The following is a 19,320-nucleotide window of genomic DNA, read 5'->3' as shown; positions in this document are numbered from 1 at the left end:
TGTCGCGGATTAAGTCAAGGACAGGCTTTCGCTGCGGCAGGCTATAGCACGGAGGGTCACCACGCATAGCGCATAACGCCCTTGCCGGCGTAGGACTGGGTGACGTTGGAGAATTCACCCTCGAAGGTCGCAGCCGCCGACCAGCCGTTGCGCCACTTGATCTCCGCCGAGGCCGTGGTCAGCGCGGACTCGCTGGCTTGCGCCGCACCGTTGACCGCGAAGGCCGCGCCCGGGAGCGTTTGGAACACGGCCGCGGCGCTGCGGTCGGGGTTGAAGTCATGCGCCCAGGCGACGCGGCCGCGCAGCGTCACGATGCCGCCGTCGACCGCAAAAGACTTGTCGCTGCGCAGGCCGAGCTCGCTCCTGACGTCGGTGACGCTCTTTGCGGCATAATTGAGCGCGAAGGCGCCGCCGCCGGAGACGACGCTCTCCGCATAGTTCGGCAGCTCGAAGCTGGTGAACTGGGCCGCCGCGTAAGGCGTCAGCCCGATCCACGGCGTAGCAGTGCGATAACCGCCCTCGAGCCGACCCGACCACGCATTGGCATTGAAGTTTGCACGCAGATGATCGACGCCCGCATCAGTGACGATCCGGTCGGTGGTGATGTCTTGCCAGCCATAGGCGAGCGCCGCGCTCAGGTACGCCGCACCGACGGTGCGACGGACGAACGCGCCGGCCTGGAACAGGTCCGAGCGGCCCCAGCCGAGACCGTTGACGCTGAAGCTGGTGGCGCCACCGGCGAGCGCAAAGCCGGCAATGGTGTTCGGCGAGAAGCGGTAGTCGGCGCCGATCGCGGTGCCATAGATACTGCTACTGCTGTTGTTCGAGCCCAGCACCGCATTGCCGCTGGTGGTCTGCGAGCCGCCGTAACCTGCCGCCCAGATGCTCCAGCGCTGCGCGAAGTCGAGCGGCGGCGCCGGCGCCTTGGTGTAGATCGCCGCCAGCGCATCGCGCGGCTCGGTCTTGCGCGCCGCAGTGGCCAGCGACGCGCTCTCCTCGGCAAACGGCGTGGCGCCCGCGCCGCCACCAAAACCGCCATCGCGTCCGGCGACGAACGGATCGGTCAACAGACCAACGAACTGGTTCATCGCGTTGAACGTCGTCTGCTGCGATCCGGTCGCGCCCTCGCCCGAGGCCTGCGTCAGGCCATTCGGCGGCAGTCCCGCGAACGCCGCGCTGATGCCGCCATTGGCATTGAAGAAGTTCTGCAGCGTGGTGGCGACGTTGCCCTGGTTGATATTGAGCTTCGACTTCGCGGCATAGTCGAGCGCGAAGTTGAGGTACGTGTTCCTGGCGTCGTAGCCGAGCGTCGCGACGAGCCCCGACGGCAGCCCGGTTGAATCGACGCCGGCGAACACGCCGTTGCGGCCGCCGTCCGCTGACAGGATGGTGTATTGCTTCATCACCGTGCTGCTGGCAGCGACACTGACGCCGACCGAACCGGCGAGCGTCGCGGCACCAGCCACCTTGGCAAAGGTCGAGGTGCTCGCATTGAGCCCGACGAGATAGAGCGCTCCGGACTGGAACACGAGATTGCCGGCCACATTCAGGAAGCTGCCCGGGGTCGCGTTGCCGGGCAGCAGGATGCCACCGCTTGCGATCGTCGTGTTGCCGACGGTGCCGATACCGGAAAGCGCGCCGCCCGAATTCACCGTCACCGAGCTCGACGATACGATCGAGCCGTCGACTTGCAGGATGCCGCCATTGATAACGGTGGTGCCGGTATAGGTGTTGAGGCCCGACAGGGTCAGCGTGCCGCTGCCGGTCTTTTCCAGATTGCCGGGCCCGGTCGGGCCGCAACCGCAGGGATCGAAATCGGCGATCACGCCGCTGACATTGGTCGAGAGATTGTTGCCGCCGACCGTGAGCGTGTTGCCGGCACCGATATAGTAGATACCTGAGCCCGCGATCGAGCCTGCCGTGATGCGGCCGTCGCCGCCCGGCCCAAGGCTGCCGCCGAAATCCACAAAGCCGGTGCCGTTGGTGATGAATTGCGCCGTGCCGCCGGTCGCGTTGTCGAAGAACTTGACGTTGGCTCCGCTCTCGGTGGTGATGGTGGCGTTTCCGGCGGTGGCATATGCACCGAACATCAGGAAGCCGCCGGAATGGTTGGTGATCGTCGCGTTGCCCGCGGTCGGTGCCTCTGTCATGCTGAAGCCCGACGTACCGAAATAGGTGTTCCCGCTGTTGTCGATCGTTGCATTCGCCGCAGTGCTGTTCTGGAAGAAGCCGGTGAAGCCGGTAGCGCTCGTAATGATCGTCGCCGACGCGGCCGACGAGAACTCGAAGAACTGCGTCGAGCCTCCGTTGGCGCCGTTGGTGATGGTGGCCTGACCCGCATTGGTGTGGCCGAGGAACACAACGCCGCCGCCGTCCTGGTTATTGAACACGGCCTTGCCGGCGGTACTGGTGTCCGAGCCGCCGGGAGGACCAAGCGCGTCGCCGAACACCACGGTGCCGCCATTGGTGTTGTTGAACGTGGCATTGCCGGCCGAGCTGGTGTCGCGAAAGATCGTGAGAGCGCCGTTGCTGTTGCTCACCGAGGCATTGCCGGCGGTGCTGCTGTCACGAAACTGCGTGATGCCGAAATTCTCGTTGGCGATTATCGCCGTCGACGCCGTCGTGGAATTGTGGAACGTCGTGGTGGCGACCCCGTTGAAGCCGTCGTTGACGATCTTGGTGATGCCCGACGTGTCGGCGTTGACGATGTCGAACTTGCCGTCGACGTTGACCTGGCCGACGATCGAGGCAGTGTGGCCGGCGTCGCCGAGTTGCAACGTCGCGCAATCGCAGATCGTGGTGCCGCCGGTATGGTGCTGGTGCCGAGCAACACCACGCGACCGAGGCCGCCTGAAGCGTCCAGCACCGTCAGCTTGCCGGGGCCGTTGCCGTCAGCGATGTTGCCGGCGATCGTGAGCGTCACGCCGTTCGCGTCGATCGCGCTGCCGGTGGCAGACGTGTTGATCCTGAAATTATTGCTGAAGGTCAGGTGACTGAGGCCGTCGGCCTGGAATGCCGCGTTGTCCAGCGTGACCGTGCCTGATCCGACCGACTTGTTGTTGGTGACGACAACGGTCGTGTCGACCACCAGCGTGCCGCCCGTGTAGGTGTTGGCGCCGGAGAGCCGGACGTTGGACACGCCGGACGCGGACGAGTCGATCAAGCGCAGAACGCCCGCGCCTGCACCATCGGCGATCACGCCCTGAAGATTGACCTGGGCGCCGTTCGCATCGACCGCGCCGGCGGTCGCGTTGACCGCGATGTTGTTGGAAAAGGCAACGCTCGAGACCGTCGGCGACTGCATCTGGAAGGTGCCGCCGTTCAGCGTGATGGTGCCGGTGCCGACCGAATTGGCGTTGGTCACCTGCACCGTACCGGCCGAGATCAGCGTGCCGCCGGTGTAGCCGTTGGTGCCCGCAAGTACCAACGTGCTGTTGCCGAGCTGCTGCACCATCACCCCTGGGGCAAGTCCGTCGTTGATGTTGGCGTTGATGGTGATGGTCTGGCCGTTGTTGGCCCGGTTAATCAAACCGCCGGTTGGCCCCGCCAGAGCGAAGTTAACCGGATTGCCGCCGATCGTGTACGACCGCGAATTGGCGGTGAAAGTCCAGGAGTCCGGCAGCATCAGACCGGCACCGATGGTGACCGTCGCCGATCCCGTCGAATCGAAAATGGCAGATTGGGTTGGGAGGATCGGCGGCGCACCGGGCGACGTCGTCGACCAGTTGGTCGGGAGTTGGTAGTCGGCTGTGCCCGTCGTGCTGCCGCTGCCACCCCACGTGAAGCTCTGGGCTTGCGCCGAGTTGACCGCGAACAGGCTCACAGCCGCCGAGACGCAGGCCGCCAAGGCCGTCACACCGCGAGACGACCGACCAAACGAGACAAAGAACAAACCAAAATGCACGTGCACCGCCCCAAGCGCTCTCCGGCGCTGTTGGGGTCAGGTTAGCATGCGACCAACTGCGGATTGCCGTTTGTTTCCGAAATCCGTCGATTCGGCCTTCGCGAGATCGAAGTTTCGGCCCGACTGTTGTACACTCGCAACGCTAGCAGAGGTTGGATTCGCAACCAGCGCACGATTTGCGGCACCGCGGTCAGGCGTTTGGCGACGGCTCGCTGGCCACGGCGAGCAACTGCGAGCGGCGCATGCGCTCGCGGTGCGCGGTGTAGAGGCCGGAAGCGACGATGAAGCCGGCGCCAAGGATAGTCCAGCGATCGGGGACCTCGCCGAAGATCAGGAAGCCGAGGATGCTGACCCAGAGCAGCTGCGTGTAGGAGAACGGTGCCAGCACCGAGGCATTGCCGTAGCGGAACGCCAGCACGACGATCCACTGTCCGACGGTGGACGCAACGCCGATCAGGATGCCGAACATGATGTCGTGCCAGCTCGGCGTGACCCAGACGAACGGCACCAGCGCGCTGACGATGGCGACGCCGACAATCGACGAATAGGTCATCACGGTGATCGGGCGTTCGCTGCCGCTCATCATGCGCGTCAGGATCAGCGTGGCGGCCCAGGCCAGCGCCGAGACGATCGGAAAGATCGCGGCGGGATGGAAGGCGCTGGTGCCCGGTCGCAGGATGATGAACACACCGGCGAGGCCAACCGCGGTTGCAATCCAGCGTCGCATGCCAACCTTCTCACCAAGGAAAGCGATCGACAGCGCGGTGACGAACAGCGGCGAGACGAAACTGGTGGCCGAGGCCTCGGCGATCGGCAGGAAGCCCAGCCCCGTGATGAAGATCAAGGAGGAGCCGAGCAGCGCTGCGCCGCGCAGCACGTGCAGGCCGGGACGGCTGCTGCGCAGCGCGAACAACGGCGTGCCCGGCAGCATCGCCGGCGTCATGATCAGCGCGAACACCAGGAAGCGGATCCAGGCGATCTCGATCGAAGGCAGCGAGGACGACAGATATTTCGCGGTGACGTCGGAGGTGCCCAAAAACACCGTCGACAGCAGGATCAGCGCAATGCCCTTGAACGGACTGTCGGTGCGGGCCGGCGCCTTGCGTGCAACAGACGTTTTCGCGGGCAATGAAAGAGGAACGCTGTCCAGCCTGGCGGCTACGGCGGGGGGCGGTGTCACGGCAATCTCGGAGGCAAAATAAGGGGAATCTGCTGTTCGTACAAAACGCCAATTCCGCCCCAAGAACAATGCCCGAAAACGGGACTCCGATATGCACCAGCGCGCGCGACCGCCCGCCGCAGCCTGTGCGCGGCCGCATCTGCAACAGTTTGTTAAGAACTGTGTGGAGCGGAGCTTGAGTGAATCCCGTGAACTAGAGCATCGGCAGCGAGCGCGGCTTCGGCCCGCGCGGGAACGCCGCGTCGAGCGCGGCGATCTCGTCGCCGCCGAGCTTGAGCGTTCCCGCCGCGGCATTCTCCGCCGCGTGGTCCGCGTTCGACGCCTTCGGAATCGCGAGCACCGGCGGCAGCCGCGTGAGAAAGCTCAGCGCGACCTGGCGCGGTGTCGCCTGGTGCGTTTGCGCGATCGATTGCAGCACCGCTCCGGATTTGCTCGACAGCGCGGGAAAGTCATTGTGGCCGAACGGCGAATAGGCGACCACGGCCACGCCATGCTGCTCGCACCACGGGATCACGGCGTGCTCGATGGCGCGCTCGCGCAGATGGTAGAGCACCTGGTTGCAGGCGATCCTGCCCTCGCCCGCGACATCGAGTAGTTCATCGAGATCGGCTGCGTCGAAATTGCTGACGCCCCAGGAGCGGATCTTGCCGGCCGCGATCAATTCGTCGAACGCCGCGACCGTCTCGGCGAGCGGATAGGTTCCGCGCCAGTGCAGCAAATAGCAATCAAGGCGATCGGTCTTCAGCCGCTTCAGCGAGCGCTCGCAGGCGGTGATGGCGCCGCGCCGCGAGGCGTTGCTCGGCAGGACCTTCGAGACCAGGAATAACTCGTCGCGGCGGCCGGCGATCGCGTCCGCGATCACGAGCTCGGCGTCGCCATACATCTCGGCGGTGTCGATATGCGTCATGCCGGCGTCGATACCGCGCTTCAGCGCAGCGATTGCCGCCTTGCGGTCACCGCGATCGAGATACCAGGTGCCCTGCCCGATCACCGAGACCTGCGGGCCGTTGTTGCCGAATTGTCTTGTCTGCACGGGTTGCCCTTGTTCGCGCCAAAGCCACACGCGAAGGATAGTCGAATAAGGCAGCGATGTCTCCCCACCGTCGTCCCTGCGAAAGCAAGGAGATGGAGTCACGTTTGAAGTGCAACGGTTGATTTGAGTTTGGAGAATGCCTCGGCGGGGGTCTTGAAGTCGAGGCATTTGCGTGGGGTATCGTTGAGGCGCTGAGCGAGGCGCCTGAGGGCGGCTGCCGTGATGAACCTGAGGTCAGTTTTGCGTGGCAGAGAGCGTCGTAAGCGCCCGATGGAGTTTTCCACGCCGCCTTTTTGCCAGGGACTATGGGGATCGCAGAAGAAGGTTTGGACGCCGAGGGCGTTGTGAAGCCTGTGATGCTCGGCGAACTCGGTTCCGTTGTCGAAGCTGATGGTTTTACGGATCGCCTGTGGAAGCTTGCCGAGTTGACGGGCGATGGTCCGAGCGTGAGGACAGCTTTCCGATCGCGTGGATGCAGCACGATGCTGAAGCGGGTTTGTCGCTCGTGGAGAACCAGCAATCCTTGGCCATATCGCGCGAACAGCATGAAGTCGGCTTCCCAATGACCCGGCGTCCCGCGGCCTTCGACCTCGGAGGGTCGTTCATCGATCGAGCGCCGTTGTTTAATGAAGCTGGCAGGGCTGCCGCCTGGGCGTCGCCGGCGCCCTCGTCTGAGTTTATGGCGCGGCAGCAGGCGGTGCCAGTAATCCTTCTGGGCCGTACGATGATAGATGAAACGATAGATTGACTCGTGGCTGATCATGACGCGACCATGTTCTCGCGCCAGTCGACCAGCGATCTGCTCCGGCGAATGTCCCATCGCAAGGCTTTTGCCGACGCAGTCCCGCAGGGCCGGCTGGCGCGCCAGCTTGAAGCGGCCATCCTGCCGTCGCCGACGTTCGGCCAATTGTTGAGCCCGGACCGGTTCGTAACCGCTCTTCCAGACCTTGGTAGGCCGCGAGTTGCGCTTCAGCTCCCGACTTATCGTCGACGTCGCGCGGTCAAGCGCAGACGCAATATCGTTTTGAGATTTACCGCCTGCATGCAGGCGGTAAATCTCAACGCGCTCTTCAAGGCTGAGCTGGCCATAACATTGTCCCATCGCCACAACACCCTAGCAGGTGTTGCACTTGTGTCGTGAACCCAAGGGACCCATAGCCACCGAACGCTGTTATCGAGAACGCTGTGGCCACAGCGTTCTTCAATTCAAAAACTTGTGGTTATGGGTCCCGGGTCAAACCCGGGACGACATCTGTTTTGTGGTGCTCACTGTGCCAACAATTCAAACGTTGAGATTCATCCACACCGCCTTCGGCTCCGTGAAGTTGTCGAGCGCAGCCGTGCCGTGCTCGCGGCCGAGGCCGGAGTCGCGTTCGCCGCCCCATGGCAACCGCACGTCGGTATAGCCATAGGTGTTGATCCACACCGTGCCGGCGCGGGCCTTCCTGGCGAAGCGCTGCACGCGGCCCATGTCCGCGCTCCAGACGCCGGCGGCGAGGCTGTAGGCGGTGCCGTTTGCGATGCGCAGCGCATCGGCCTCGTCCTTGAACTTTATCACGCTGACGACGGGACCGAAGATCTCCTCCTGCGAGATCCGCATCACGTGCGCGACATTGGCGAACACCGCGGGGCTGATGAAATAGCCGCGGTCGCCGACGCGCGCGCCGCCGGTGGCGAGTTGCGCGCCCTCGTTCTTGCCGATCTCGACATAGTCGAGGATCGAGCGCATCTGCTTCTCGGAGATGACGGGCCCGAGCGCGGTGGCGCGATCCGCGGGATCGCCGATGCGCAGCGCTTCGGCGCGGGCGACCAGGCGCTCGACCACCTCGTCATAGGCGTTCTCCTGCACCAGCACGCGCGAGCCGGCCGAGCAGACCTGCCCGGCATTGAAGAAGATGCCGGCCGCGGCAGCCTTGGCGGCGGCCTCGAGATTGGCGTCGTCGAAGATCACATTGGCGGACTTGCCGCCGAGCTCGAGGGAGACCCGTTTGAAGTTGCCAGCGGCGCCCTTCATGATGCCGCGGCCGACGCCGGGCGAACCGGTGAACGTCACCTTGTCGACGTCGGGATGATTGACCAGCGCGTCGCCGACGACGCGGCCGGGGCCGGTCACGATGTTGAGCACGCCCTTCGGCAATCCGGCCTCGAGCGCGAGCTCGCCGATCCGCAGCGCCGACAGCGAGGTCAGCTCGGCCGGCTTCATCACCACCGTGCAGCCGCAGGCCAGTGCCGGCGCCAGCTTCCACATGCCGATCATCAGCGGGAAATTCCACGGCACGATCGCGGCGACCACGCCGACCGGCTCGCGCACCGTATAGGTCAGCGCGTCATCGCGCGTCGAAACCACATCGCCGCTGATCTTGTCGGCCCAGCCGGCGTAGTAGGTCAGCGTGTCGATGGCGGCCGGGAAATCCTGGCGCAGCACCGCCGATATCGGTTTGCCGGCATCGAGGCTTTCCAGGGCTGCGATCTCGTCCGCGTGCTGCTTGAGCAGCTCGGCCCATTTCAAGAGGATATGGCCGCGCTCGGCGGCGCGCATGGTCCGCCACGGGCCTTCGAAGGCGCGGCGTGCAGCGGCGACCGCGCGGTCGACATCCGCCTCATTGCCTTCGGCGATGGTCGCGATCACCTGCTCGGTGGCAGGATTGAGGGACTTGAAGGCCTTTCCGGACAGCGAGCGGACACGGGCACCGTCGATCAGCAACAGCTCGTCCCGGACGATCGGGGTCTGGCTGAAGTCGCGCTCATGGTCATATGTAACCGACATCATATTTCCTCCTGGTGTTGTGACGCAACGTAGGAGGCTATGATACGCCGTAAATATGATATCTTGTGCCTATAGGTATACCAGGATATGAAGTCGACTTCATAGGTGGTGGCCACGATGCTGCAGATCGAGATCGAGACCGTCTGGCGCTTCCGGAAAGAAAACTCGCCGCAGACCGCGGTCGTGATGCTCGGCATCCTCAACGAGATCAGGAAGACCGGGAAGATCACCAGCGCCGCCAGCGACGCGCATCTCTCCTATCGCCATGTCTGGAACCTGATCGAGCAATGGTCCACCTTCTTCGGCGTGCCGCTGGTGGAGACCCAGCGCGGCAAGGGCTCGAAGCTGACGCCGTTCGGCGAGAAGCTGGTGTGGGCCGGCGAGCGCATGCAGGCGCGACTCGGATTGCAGCTCGAGAACCTCGCGCAGGAACTGGTGACCGAGATCAAGCCATTCCTCGCGCAGCGGCCGCAGGTCATCCGGGTTCATGCCAGCCACGGCTTTGCCGTGTCCAAGCTGCGCGAGTTCCTCGATCGCGAAGGCGGCGTGGGCGTCGACCTCCGCTACGTCAGCAACCAGAACTCACTGGTCTCGCTGGCGCAGGGCGCCTGCGATCTCTCCGGCGTGCATCTGCCACACGGCGAACTGCGCGCGCGGGGCATCAAGGCCTGCCGGGAATGGCTCGACCCGCGTGAGGACCGCGTGATCAATTTCGTCACGCGCGAGATGGGCCTGATGGTCAAGCGCGGCAACCCGCTGAAGATCACCTCGCTGAAGGACCTGGTCGAGCGCAAGGCCCGCTTCGTCAACCGCGACCATGATTCCGGCACGCGGCTGCTGTTCGATCAATTGCTGACGCTGCACAAGATCCCACAAAGCCGGATCAATGGCGCCCAGCACATGGAGTTCACCCATGCCGCGGTCGCCGCCTATGTCGCAAGCGGCATGGCGGATGCGAGTTTTGGCGTCGAGGCTGCCGCACGGCAGTTCGGCCTCGATTTCATCCGGCTGCTCACGGAGGACTATTTCTTCGTCTGCAAGCGCGCGTTCCTCGAGACCGAGCCGATGCAGCGCGTGCTCGACATCATGAAGAGCAGCGAGTTTCACAAGGCCGTGGGCGCACTCCCGGGCTATGTCGCCTCGAATACCGGCGCCGTCAGCGGCGTGAAGGATTTTCTCGAGAAGATGCATTCGGACCGCTGATCAGCCACGCGCCGTGGCGGCTGGACTCGTCGCGACCCGCTGCGCTATATTTTGGATTATATATCGAAAAGACTGGACGTTGCCGATGCGACCACTCGCTCCGCCATTGCCATCCGCCATGTGGCGTTCGACAGCGCGCTTCGTTCCGGCGCCGGCGCGCGAGCGAGCTGCTATCGGTCCAGCCCGCTGATATCGGCGACCAGCACCGTGCCGGTCACCGATTCCGTGATGTAGAGCCGGTCGCGATTGGCGCCGCCGATCGCGACATTGGTGCAGCTCTGGCCGGCGCAGGACTTGATCCGCGCGATGCACTCGCCGTTCGGTGCGAACACGAAGACGTGGCCGAGCGAGGCGTGCGCGACGAACAGCCGCCCGGCTCCGTCCATCGTCAGACCGTCGGGTCCGCTCGGGCCGAACAGCGAGCAGAAACGGCCGACCTTGGACACGCTGCCGTCCTTCATGAACGGCGCGCGCCACACCGCATTGTCGCGGGTCATGGCGACGAACAGCACCGCCTCGTGCGGATCGAGCACTAAGCCGTTCGGGCTGATGCCGGTGTCGATCAGGCAGTCGAGCTGCCCGCTGGTTCTCAAGCGATAGACCCGGCCGGTCGGATCGTGCAGCCCGGTCTGGCCCTGGTCGGTGAAGTAGGTGTCGCCGTTCGAAGCGATGTGCAGATCGTTGCAGCCGCGGAACGATTCCGAATTGCGCGAGCGCAGCAGCGGCGTGACCTCGCCCGATCTGGCATCGAGCTCCATCAGCCCGTGCCTGTAGTCGGCGATCAGGATGCGGCCCGTCGGACCGATCTTCAGCCCGTTCGGCCAGCCGTCATATTCGGCGACCTGTGTCCATGACCTGTCCGGCGCAATCCTGAAGATGCGGCCGAATGGAATATCGACGATGTAGAGATTGCCGGCGGCATCGAACGACGGTCCCTCGATGAAGCAGTCAGTCACCGCGCCCGGCCGGTTGGCGTCGGCCCATTCGCTCGCCACCTTGCGGCGGAATTCGGCCGGCACGGCGGAGAAGACTTCGGTCGGGATCAGTTTCGGCGGCGTTTCCAGGAACATCATTATTGGTTCACCCGTTGGCGGAGCGGGTGGACCTTAAATCGTTCTGTACGTCATTGCGAGGAGCGACAGCGACGAAGCAATCCACATCTCGGCGAGCGGAGGTATGGATTGCTTCGCTTGGCTCGCAACGACGGGGATGGATATTCAGTTGCTAGCGGAACTGATTTCGTGCGGCGAGGGCCGGCGACGACTGCCCTACTCCGCCGCCTGCGCGCCGCCATAGGCTTCCGAAATCATGTAGCCGGACAGCGTGCCGTAGGCCGCGGTCCATGCGGCTGCGACGTCAGGCGTCCAGGCGTCGCCGAGACCCTTCTCCAAGGTCCACAGCAATGCGCCGCCGACCACCGGATAATGCTCGGGCCTGGCGCCATAGCCGACATGGCGCTTGGCGAGCGCACTCGCGGCGGGCAGCACTGACGATAGATTGCTCAATCCGTTGACGACGACGGCAAGCGTTCCCATCAGCTTCTTGCGCTGCTCGGTCATGTCAGAGGGAAACATCGCCTTCACGCCGGGCGCGACCTCGAACAGGCGGTCATAGAAGATGACTGCCGCCTGCTCCGAGATCGGTGCGACCTTGGCGAAGGTCTGCTGGACGAGGTTGACCTGGTCTTCCGTCATGTGTGCCTCCGTGCACGCTGCTTCCTCGCCGCGCCATTGCGGCGAGGAAGAAAAGGCTCTCACGTAAGCGAGGCGCTGCTCATGCAGCCTCGACGAAGCTGTGGCGCTCGTAGAGGAATTCGAGCACGCGCTGCCGGCACTTCAGGTAGCCGGGGTTGGTCGCGAGCTCGAGCCGCTTGCGCGGGCGCGCCAGGGGCACCTCGAGCACCTCGCCGATCCGCGCGCTCGGGCCGTTGGTCATCATGACGATGCGGTCCGACAGCAGCACAGCCTCGTCGACGTCGTGGGTGATCATCAGGATGGTGTTGCCGAGCTTCTGATGCAGCGCCATCACCGAATCCTGCAGATGCGCCCGGGTCAGCGCGTCGAGCGCGCCGAACGGCTCGTCGAGCAGCAGCACCTTCGGCTCCATCGCAAGCGCACGCGCGATGCCGACGCGCTGCTTCATGCCGGCGGAAATCTCGCTCGGCCGCTTGTCCTTGGCATGCGCCATCTGTACGAGACTCAGATTGTGCATCACCCAGGCGTCGCGCTCGGCCTTGCTCTTGCTCCTTGCAAACACCTTGTCGACGCCGAGCTTGACGTTCTCGTAGACGGTCAGCCACGGCAGCAGGCTGTGGTTCTGGAATACGACGGCGCGATCCGGCCCCGGCGCGTTGACCTCGCGGTTCTCCAGCAGCACGCCACCATTGGTGGCGCCGGTGAGGCCGGCGACGATGTTGAGCAAAGTCGACTTGCCGCAGCCGGAATGGCCGATGATCGAGACGTATTCGCCCTTCTCGATCGTCAGGTTGATGTCCTTCAGAACCTCGGTGGTGGCGCTGCCGCGAGTGAAGGTCTTGTCGATGTGGTCGAGCTTCAGATAGGCCTGCATGACTTGTCCCTCAGTTCGCAGCCGTGCCGCGGGTCACGATCTTGCCCAGCCCCGCAATCAGGCGGTCGAGCACGAAGCCGATGATGCCGACATAGAACAGCGCCAGGATGATTTCGCTGATGTGCGAGGAATTCCACGCATCCCAGATGAAGAAGCCGATGCCGACGCCGCCGATCAGCATTTCCGCGGCGACGATCGCGAGCCAGGACAGTCCGATGCCGATGCGCAGGCCGGTGAATATGTAGGGCGCGGCCGCCGGGATCATGATCTTGGTGAAGAACTCCAGCGGATTGAGCTGCACCACGGCAGCGACGTTACGGTAGTCCTGCGGAATGTTGCGGATGCCGACCGCGGTGTTGATGATGATCGGCCACACCGAGGTGATGAAGATGACGAAGATCGCCGAGGGCTGACCGTCGCGGAATGCGGCGAGCGAGAGCGGCAGCCAGGCGAGCGGCGGGATGGTGCGCAGCACCTGGAACAGCGGATCGAGCCCGCGCATCGCCCAGACCGACTGGCCGACCAGCGTGCCGAGCGCGATGCCCGCGATCGCGGCCAGCGAATAGCCGTAGGCGACGCGCTGCAGGCTGGCGGAGAGGTGCCAGAACAGACCCTTGTCGATGCCGCCATTGTCGAAGAACGGATCGAGGATCAGCTCCCTGGTGTCCTTGAACACTTTGGAAGGCGGCGGCAGGCTGGAGCCGGCGCGCCGGCAGATCAGCTCCCACACCACCAGCAGCAGCGCGACCACGATCAGCGGCGGCACCACACGCGCCGCGGTCTCCTTCGCCATCTTTGCGTAGGTCTCGGCGCGCGGTGCGCGCTTTGGCGTCATGGTGACGACCGGCGCCGCGGCAGCGGCCTGCGGGATCGCCACCGCTGACACTTCGGTCTTCATGGCAGGCATCGACATTGACAGACAATCTCCGTGGTCAAAGGGAGAGCCGCGCGATGCGCGGCTCCACTCACATCAGACGTCGACACGCTTGATGGACAGCGACTTCAGGTAAGCGGCGGGATCGGCGGGATCGAACACCTTGCCGTCGAAGAAGGTCTCCTTGCCGCGCGAGGTCGAGGCTGGAATCTCCGATGCCGGCACGCCGAGCTCCTTGGCGGCTTCCTTCCAGAGATCCTCGCGGTTGACCTTGGCGATCAGCGCCTTGGTGTCGAAACCCGCCTCGTACTTGCCCCAGCGGATGTCCTCGGTCAGGAACCAGAGGTCGTGGCTCTGATAGGGGTAGGATGCGTTGTCCTTCCAGAACCGCATCTGCTGCGGCGAGTTCTCGACCACCCGGCCGGTGCCGTAGTCGAACTTGCCCTTCATGCGGTCAGTGATGTCTTCCACCGGGCAGTTGATCCACTGCCGCTTGGCGCAGATCGCCGCGGTCTCCTCGCGGTTCTCCGCCTTCTCGCACCACTGCTGGGCTTCCATCACCGCCATCAGCAGCGCCTTCGCGGCCTTCGGGTTCTTGTCGACCCAGGCGGCGCGCAGGCCGAACGACTTCTCCGGATGCTTGTCCCAGAGCTCGCCGGTGGTGATCGCGGTGTAGCCGATCTCCTGATGGATCAGCTGCAGATTCCACGGCTCGCAGACGCAGAAGCAATCCATCGTGCCGACCTTCATGTTGGCCACCATCTGCGGCGGGGGCACTACGATGGTCTCGATGTCCTTGTCGGGATCGATGCCGCCGGCGGCGAGCCAGTACCGGATCCAGAGATCATGCGTGCCGCCCGGGAAGGTCATCGCGGCCTTCACCGCCTTGCCGGAGGCCTTCTTCTTCTCCAGCGCCGCCTTGAAGGGCGTGGTGTCGATGCCGACCTTGAGATCGGCATATTCCTTGGCGACCGAGATGCACTGACCGTTCAGATTGAGCCGCGCCATGACGTACATCGGTGTCGGCTGATTGTTCTGCGTCACCTTGCCGGCCGAGATCAGATACGGCATCGGGGTCAGGATATGCGCGCCGTCGATGCCGTTGCCCTCGGAGCCGAGCACGAGATTGTCGCGCGTGGTGCCCCACGAGGCCTGCTTCTGCACCTCGACATCAGGCATGCCGTATTTGGCGAAGATGCCTCTTCTCCTTGGCGACGAACAGCGGCGAGGCATCGGTGAGCGCGATGAAGCCGAGCTTGGCGCCCTTCACTTCCGGACCCGCGCCCTGCGCGAATGCACCAGCGGGAAAATTGAGCTTCGCTGCGGCGAGCAGCGCGGCGCCGCCGCTGGTTGCCTTCAGGAGCTGGCGACGGCTGATCGCGCGGCCTCGGGGCGTGTTGCTGGGCTTGGTCATCGGTCGTCCTTTGCGTCGTTGCGTCACGGTGTTGCGTCTTTGCGTCGAGCACCGTTCATCGGGTGGCGACGCGCGCAGGGCGCAAAAGGGCATGCACCGGGGAGGCCCCGGTCTGGCGGCGTCAGAAATCCGATGGGGTGGCCTCCAGGGACGGCTTCAATGGCGTCGGCAGCTGACCATTCAAGCCTTGTGCCAAGCCACCGCAGTGCAAAAATCGATTTTATTGCAATGTTTTGCGCAACTTGTCGCATCGCGCACGGAGTCTCCGCGCGCTGCCAAAAAATTGCGATTCGCCCAAATCTTGTGCGCCGCACATGAATTGAGCAGAGCGCTTGGACGGCAGTGATCAGGCGTCTTCGGCGACCTTGGTGCCGAGCGGCGCGGGCGCCATTCCGCCGCCGGGCTTCACGTGGAATTCGTAGGTCATCAGGCTCCACGGGCGATCCGAGCGCTGGCCGTCGGGCATCACAGGATCGGTGCGCCGCTCGACCCTGGCGATCAGTTCGTCCTTCACGCCGAACACGACATCGGAGTCGATGTACTTGTCGCCTTCGACGAACACATGCGTGATCAGCGGCTCATGGCCCTTGGCATTGACCAGGAAGTGCACGTGCGCCGGCCGCATCGGATGCCGGTTGGTCTGCGTGATCATCTGCCCGACCGGACCATCAGTCGGAATCGGATAGCTGCACGGCACGATGGTGCGGAAGAAGAAGCGGCCGTCGGCATCGGTGATGAAGCGCGCCCGCGAGGACGGGCCTTCGGTGGCATAGCTCGGCTTCTGCGAGTCATAGAACCCGTCGTCGTCCGCGTGCCAGATATCGACCGGCACATTGGCCAGCGGCTTGCCGTCGAGATCGGTGACGCGGCTTTGCACGAACATGCGCTCGCCGGGCAGGCTTGCCGAGATGTCGGTGCCGTGCGGCGTCACCTTGTGCTCGCCGACATAGAACGGGCCGAGCACGGTGGTCTCGGTCGCGCCGTCGCGATCTCTGTGGTTGACCGCATCGACCAGCATCGACACGCCGAGCACGTCGGACAACAGGATGAATTCCTGGCGGATGTCGGTGCACTTCTGCCCGGTGCGGGTCAGGAAGCCGATGGCGTGGTCCCATTCCTCGAAGGTGAGATCGGTCTTGCGCACATAATCGTGCAGCGACTTCACTAGCTCCTGCAGCAGGAACTTGGCCCGCGGATCGGGCGTCTGGTCGAAGCTGCGGATGACGGCTGTGGTGAGCTCGGTTTCGTTGAACTGGGTCATCTCGGCGTTTCCCGTATCCCTTGAGGGCGCGATTGCAGGGGCGAGCGTACACTACCGGCCCGGTGCCGGTAAGCGGCGGCCGATTGCTGCAGCGGACACTTTTCGGCTATCAAGGCTGCCTCGCCAGCCGGAGAAAATGCCCGATGTTAGCTCCCACGCCTGCCTCGCCCGAATCCGCGGGAATGTCGACCGCCGCCCTCAACCGCCTCGAAGCGCATCTGAAGAGCCGCTACATCGATTCCGGCCGCTTTCCCGGCACCCAGGTCCTGATCTACCGCCGCGGCAAGATCGTGCATTCCACCGTCCAGGGCTTTGCCGATCTCGAGCGCAAGGTGCCGGTGAAGGACGACACCATCTTCCGCATCTATTCGATGACCAAGCCGATCACTTCGGTCGCCTTCATGATGCTGGTCGAGGAAGGCAAGGTCGCGCTCGACGAGCCGGTCGCCAAATACGTTCCGGAATGGAAAAACCTCGGCGTGTTCGTCGCCGGCACCGCGCCCGCCTTCCTGACCCGCCCACCGAGCCGACCGATGCTGATCGTCGACCTGCTGCGCCACACCTCGGGTCTCACCTACGGCTTCCAGCAGCGCTCCAATGTCGACGCGGCCTATCGCGAAAAGAAGATCGGCGAGGTCGTCAAGGCCGGCACGCTCGACAGCATGATCGAGGACCTGGCGAAGATCCCGCTGGAATTCTCGCCGGGCGAAGCCTGGAATTACTCGGTCTCCACCGACGTGCTCGGCTATCTCGTCGGCAAGATCTCGGGGATGCCGTTCGAGCAGTTCCTGAAGGAGCGGATCTTGAAGCCGCTCGGCATGAACGACACCGACTTCTTCGTGCCGGCCGACAAGGCGCACCGCTTTGCCGCCTGCTATTCCGCCGACCCGCAGGGCGGCTTCAACCCGCTCGCCGCCGAGCGCAAGGGCACGCTGACGCTGCAGGACGATCCGGCCACCAGTTCGTTCCTGTCGCCGCCCTCGCTGGTCTCCGGCGGCGGCGGGCTGTGCTCGACCGCGGCCGACTACCTGACCTTCTGCCGCGCGCTGCTCAACGGCGGCGAGCTCGGCGGCGTTCGGCTGCTCGGCCCGAAGACGTTGAAGCTGATGGCCACCAACCATCTGCCAGGCGGCGGCGACCTGCCGGCGATGTCGCGCTCGATGTTCGCCGAAGCCGCCTATAGCGGCATCGGCTTCGGCCTCGGCTTCGCCGTCACCATGCACCCGGCGCAGACCCTGATCGCGGGCAGCCCTGGCGAATTCAACTGGGGCGGCGCGGCGACGACATCGTTCTTCATCGATCCGGCCGAGGAGCTGATCACGATCTTCATGACCCAGGTGCTGCCGTCGAGCGCCTATCCGCTGCGCCGCGAACTGCGCACCATGGTCTACGCCGCGATCACCGAGAGCAACCTCTGACCAAGGGCCCTTCCGCGGCGCACAAACCTCGTTTGAGCATGATCCTTCCGGAAAACCGCTTCACACTTTTCCGGATCATGCTCTGTGCGCCGCGAAATTCTTCAGATTGCCGGTCATTTCCTTTGGCGGACTTTTCCCGCTTCCCCTAAGCTCACCGCAAACGGGCGCCGACCCGGGGACATCGTGCCGAAACTGACATTGCCAGTGCGTCTCGCGCTTCTGGTCGCGGGGACGATGTTGCCGCTGATCGTTTTCGCGGTCGGGATCGTCTTCCACAATTACCAGCGGGATCGCCAGGCGGCCACGCAGCGCGTGCTGGAGACGGCGCGCAGCATCCGCCTGCTGCTCGACGCGGAAATGCAGCGCATGACCGGCGGGCTGCAGGTGCTGGCGCTGACCAACTCGCTGCGCAACAGCGACTTCGACAATTTCCGCCGCGTCGCGGCCGGCTTTCTCGACCAGTACGGCAAGGATGGCGTGGTGCTGGTGGCCGACCGCAGGGGACGTCAGGCGTTCTCCTCGCTGACGCCGGACACCGCGAGCCTGCCGCCGCGCAACAATCTCGAGATCGTCGAGAAGGTGTTTGCGACGCGGCAGCCGCAATACTCCAACCTGTTCTTCGGCGAGGTGAAGCAGCAACTGATCATCACCGTCGAGGTGCCGGTGATACGCGACGGCGAAGTGCTCTACGACATCTCCTTCAGCCCGCCGATCGAGGTCTTCCAGGCCATGATCGAGCGGCAGCGCCTGAACCAGAACTGGACCATCTCGATCTTCGACGGCGACGGCGTCAACCTCGCCCGCGTGCCGAATCCGCAGGCGACCATCGGGCAGCGCGCCTCGCCAACGTTGTTTGCCGAGATGTTCCGCCGCAGCGAGGCGACACTGCCGACCGTCTCGCTCGAAGGCGTGGCGCTGATCACGGGCTTCACGCAATCACGCGTCACCGGCTGGACCGTCGCCGCCGGGATCGCCGAGAACTCGCTGGTGGCGCCGCTGTGGCGCTCGCTCGCGATCACCAGCGTGATCGGCGGCGTCCTGCTCTTGGTCGGCCTCGGCTTCGCGGTGCGGATGGCGACCACTATCGCGCGCGGCGAGATGCTGCACGACCTTCTGATCGAGGAGCTCAACCACCGCGTCAAGAACACGCTGGCGATCCTGCAATCGATCGCCACGCAGACCTTCCGCAGCGCGAGCCGCGCCGAGCGCGACAAGTTCGAGGGACGGCTCGGCGCACTCGCCGAGGCGCACAACCTGCTCTCGACCGACAAATGGCAGGGCTCCGACCTGCAGGACGTGGTCAGCCGCGTGCTGCGGCCCTATCTGCTGAACGCCTCTGAACGGGTCAGGATGTTCGGACCGCGCGTGCCGCTGTCGCCCCGGCTTGCTTTGGTGCTGTCGATGCTCCTGCACGAGATGGCGACCAACGCCGCCAAATATGGCGCGCTGTCCAACGACACCGGCACGGTGACACTGGACTGGGAAATCCTCGGGGAGAGCGCCGGACCGAAGCTCCGGATGATCTGGACGGAGGCCGGCGGCCCACCGGTAACGGCGCCGGTGCAGCGCGGCTTCGGCTCCCGGCTGATCGAGCGCAGCGCCCGCGACCAGCTCGGCGGCGAGGCCACGGTGGATTTCCTGCCCCGCGGCGTCGTCTACACGGTGACCAGCACCCTCGAAACCAGCGAATGACCGGGT

At 64.5% G+C, this 19,320-nt stretch carries 12 protein-coding genes and 3 pseudogenes; 3 read left to right on the top strand and 12 right to left on the bottom strand.

Annotated elements, in window-relative coordinates; all coding sequences use genetic code 11:
- Nucleotides 1–56 precede the first annotated feature (56 nt).
- The 6 genes and pseudogenes from ACVWW1_RS43445 to ACVWW1_RS43420 all read right to left on the bottom strand — a co-directional run bounded on the left by ACVWW1_RS43445 (nucleotide 57) and on the right by ACVWW1_RS43420 (nucleotide 8,884).
- Complete coding sequence (locus tag ACVWW1_RS43445) at nucleotides 57–2,777, bottom strand: autotransporter outer membrane beta-barrel domain-containing protein (RefSeq protein WP_456660119.1); 2,721 nt, start codon at nucleotides 2,775–2,777, stop codon at nucleotides 57–59.
- A gap of 617 nt (nucleotides 2,778–3,394) precedes the next feature.
- A pseudogene (locus ACVWW1_RS43440) lies at nucleotides 3,395–3,454 on the bottom strand (hypothetical protein); the annotation flags it as partial.
- A gap of 640 nt (nucleotides 3,455–4,094) precedes the next feature.
- Nucleotides 4,095–5,084, bottom strand: coding sequence for a DMT family transporter (locus tag ACVWW1_RS43435; RefSeq protein WP_456660118.1), 990 nt, complete (start codon nucleotides 5,082–5,084; stop codon nucleotides 4,095–4,097).
- Between the two features lie 193 nt (nucleotides 5,085–5,277).
- Nucleotides 5,278–6,117, bottom strand: coding sequence for an aldo/keto reductase (locus tag ACVWW1_RS43430; protein WP_456660117.1), 840 nt, complete (start codon nucleotides 6,115–6,117; stop codon nucleotides 5,278–5,280).
- 98 nt (nucleotides 6,118–6,215) lie between these two features.
- Nucleotides 6,216–7,219: pseudogene (locus tag ACVWW1_RS43425) on the bottom strand (IS30 family transposase).
- Between the two features lie 180 nt (nucleotides 7,220–7,399).
- Nucleotides 7,400–8,884 carry an aldehyde dehydrogenase family protein gene (locus ACVWW1_RS43420; protein ID WP_456660116.1) on the bottom strand — a complete coding sequence of 495 codons (1,485 nt, stop codon included), beginning with the start codon at nucleotides 8,882–8,884 and terminating at the stop codon, nucleotides 7,400–7,402.
- 117 nt (nucleotides 8,885–9,001) lie between these two features.
- Here ACVWW1_RS43420 and ACVWW1_RS43415 point away from each other — a divergent pair, with 117 nt between their 5' ends.
- Nucleotides 9,002–10,087: a substrate-binding domain-containing protein gene (locus ACVWW1_RS43415; RefSeq protein ID WP_207840780.1), complete on the top strand. Its 1,086-nt coding sequence runs from the start codon at nucleotides 9,002–9,004 to the stop codon at nucleotides 10,085–10,087.
- 170 nt (nucleotides 10,088–10,257) lie between these two features.
- Here the strand turns inward: ACVWW1_RS43415 and ACVWW1_RS43410 are convergent, their stop codons facing one another.
- From ACVWW1_RS43410 to ACVWW1_RS43385, 6 genes and pseudogenes are all read right to left on the bottom strand, one after another.
- A complete protein-coding gene (locus ACVWW1_RS43410) occupies nucleotides 10,258–11,160 on the bottom strand; it encodes an SMP-30/gluconolactonase/LRE family protein (protein WP_456660115.1) in 903 nt (300 codons plus the stop codon).
- A gap of 195 nt (nucleotides 11,161–11,355) precedes the next feature.
- On the bottom strand, nucleotides 11,356–11,781 hold the full coding sequence (locus ACVWW1_RS43405) for a globin family protein (protein ID WP_456660114.1): 426 nt from the start codon (nucleotides 11,779–11,781) through the stop codon (nucleotides 11,356–11,358).
- Between the two features lie 79 nt (nucleotides 11,782–11,860).
- Nucleotides 11,861–12,655, bottom strand: coding sequence for an ABC transporter ATP-binding protein (locus ACVWW1_RS43400; RefSeq protein ID WP_456660113.1), 795 nt, complete (start codon nucleotides 12,653–12,655; stop codon nucleotides 11,861–11,863).
- A gap of 10 nt (nucleotides 12,656–12,665) precedes the next feature.
- Nucleotides 12,666–13,568 (bottom strand): nitrate ABC transporter permease, encoded by a 903-nt coding sequence (ntrB, locus tag ACVWW1_RS43395; RefSeq protein WP_456660112.1) that lies wholly within the window; start codon nucleotides 13,566–13,568, stop codon nucleotides 12,666–12,668.
- Between the two features lie 57 nt (nucleotides 13,569–13,625).
- Nucleotides 13,626–14,943: pseudogene (locus ACVWW1_RS43390) on the bottom strand (CmpA/NrtA family ABC transporter substrate-binding protein).
- Between the two features lie 346 nt (nucleotides 14,944–15,289).
- The gene (locus ACVWW1_RS43385) at nucleotides 15,290–16,204 is read right to left on the bottom strand and encodes a dioxygenase family protein (protein WP_456660111.1); all 915 of its coding nucleotides are present in this window, start codon (nucleotides 16,202–16,204) and stop codon (nucleotides 15,290–15,292) included.
- 143 nt (nucleotides 16,205–16,347) lie between these two features.
- Between ACVWW1_RS43385 and ACVWW1_RS43380 the strand changes: the two genes are divergently transcribed.
- Nucleotides 16,348–17,622, top strand: a complete 1,275-nt coding sequence (locus tag ACVWW1_RS43380) for a serine hydrolase domain-containing protein (RefSeq protein ID WP_456660110.1) — start codon at nucleotides 16,348–16,350, stop codon at nucleotides 17,620–17,622.
- Between the two features lie 234 nt (nucleotides 17,623–17,856).
- Nucleotides 17,857–19,314 (top strand): sensor histidine kinase, encoded by a 1,458-nt coding sequence (locus ACVWW1_RS43375; protein ID WP_456660808.1) that lies wholly within the window; start codon nucleotides 17,857–17,859, stop codon nucleotides 19,312–19,314.
- Nucleotides 19,315–19,320 lie beyond the last annotated feature (6 nt).

This window comes from Bradyrhizobium sp. JR3.5, from assembly GCF_054057015.1.
The sequence above is the reverse complement of the archived record's forward strand: the minus strand, read 5'-3'. Positions and strand labels throughout refer to the sequence as shown.

Excerpts from the sequence above, each read along its gene's own strand:
- ACVWW1_RS43420 (WP_456660116.1), bottom strand. The coding sequence starts at position 8,884 with ATGTCGGTTACATATGACCATGAGCGCGACTTCAGCCAGACCCCGATC.
- ACVWW1_RS43415 (WP_207840780.1), top strand. The coding sequence starts at position 9,002 with ATGCTGCAGATCGAGATCGAGACCGTCTGGCGCTTCCGGAAAGAAAAC.
- ACVWW1_RS43410 (WP_456660115.1), bottom strand. The coding sequence starts at position 11,160 with ATGATGTTCCTGGAAACGCCGCCGAAACTGATCCCGACCGAAGTCTTC.
- ACVWW1_RS43405 (WP_456660114.1), bottom strand. The coding sequence starts at position 11,781 with ATGACGGAAGACCAGGTCAACCTCGTCCAGCAGACCTTCGCCAAGGTC.
- ACVWW1_RS43400 (WP_456660113.1), bottom strand. The coding sequence starts at position 12,655 with ATGCAGGCCTATCTGAAGCTCGACCACATCGACAAGACCTTCACTCGC.
- ntrB (WP_456660112.1), bottom strand. The coding sequence starts at position 13,568 with ATGTCGATGCCTGCCATGAAGACCGAAGTGTCAGCGGTGGCGATCCCG.
- ACVWW1_RS43385 (WP_456660111.1), bottom strand. The coding sequence starts at position 16,204 with ATGACCCAGTTCAACGAAACCGAGCTCACCACAGCCGTCATCCGCAGC.
- ACVWW1_RS43380 (WP_456660110.1), top strand. The coding sequence starts at position 16,348 with ATGTTAGCTCCCACGCCTGCCTCGCCCGAATCCGCGGGAATGTCGACC.
- ACVWW1_RS43375 (WP_456660808.1), top strand. The coding sequence starts at position 17,857 with ATGTTGCCGCTGATCGTTTTCGCGGTCGGGATCGTCTTCCACAATTAC.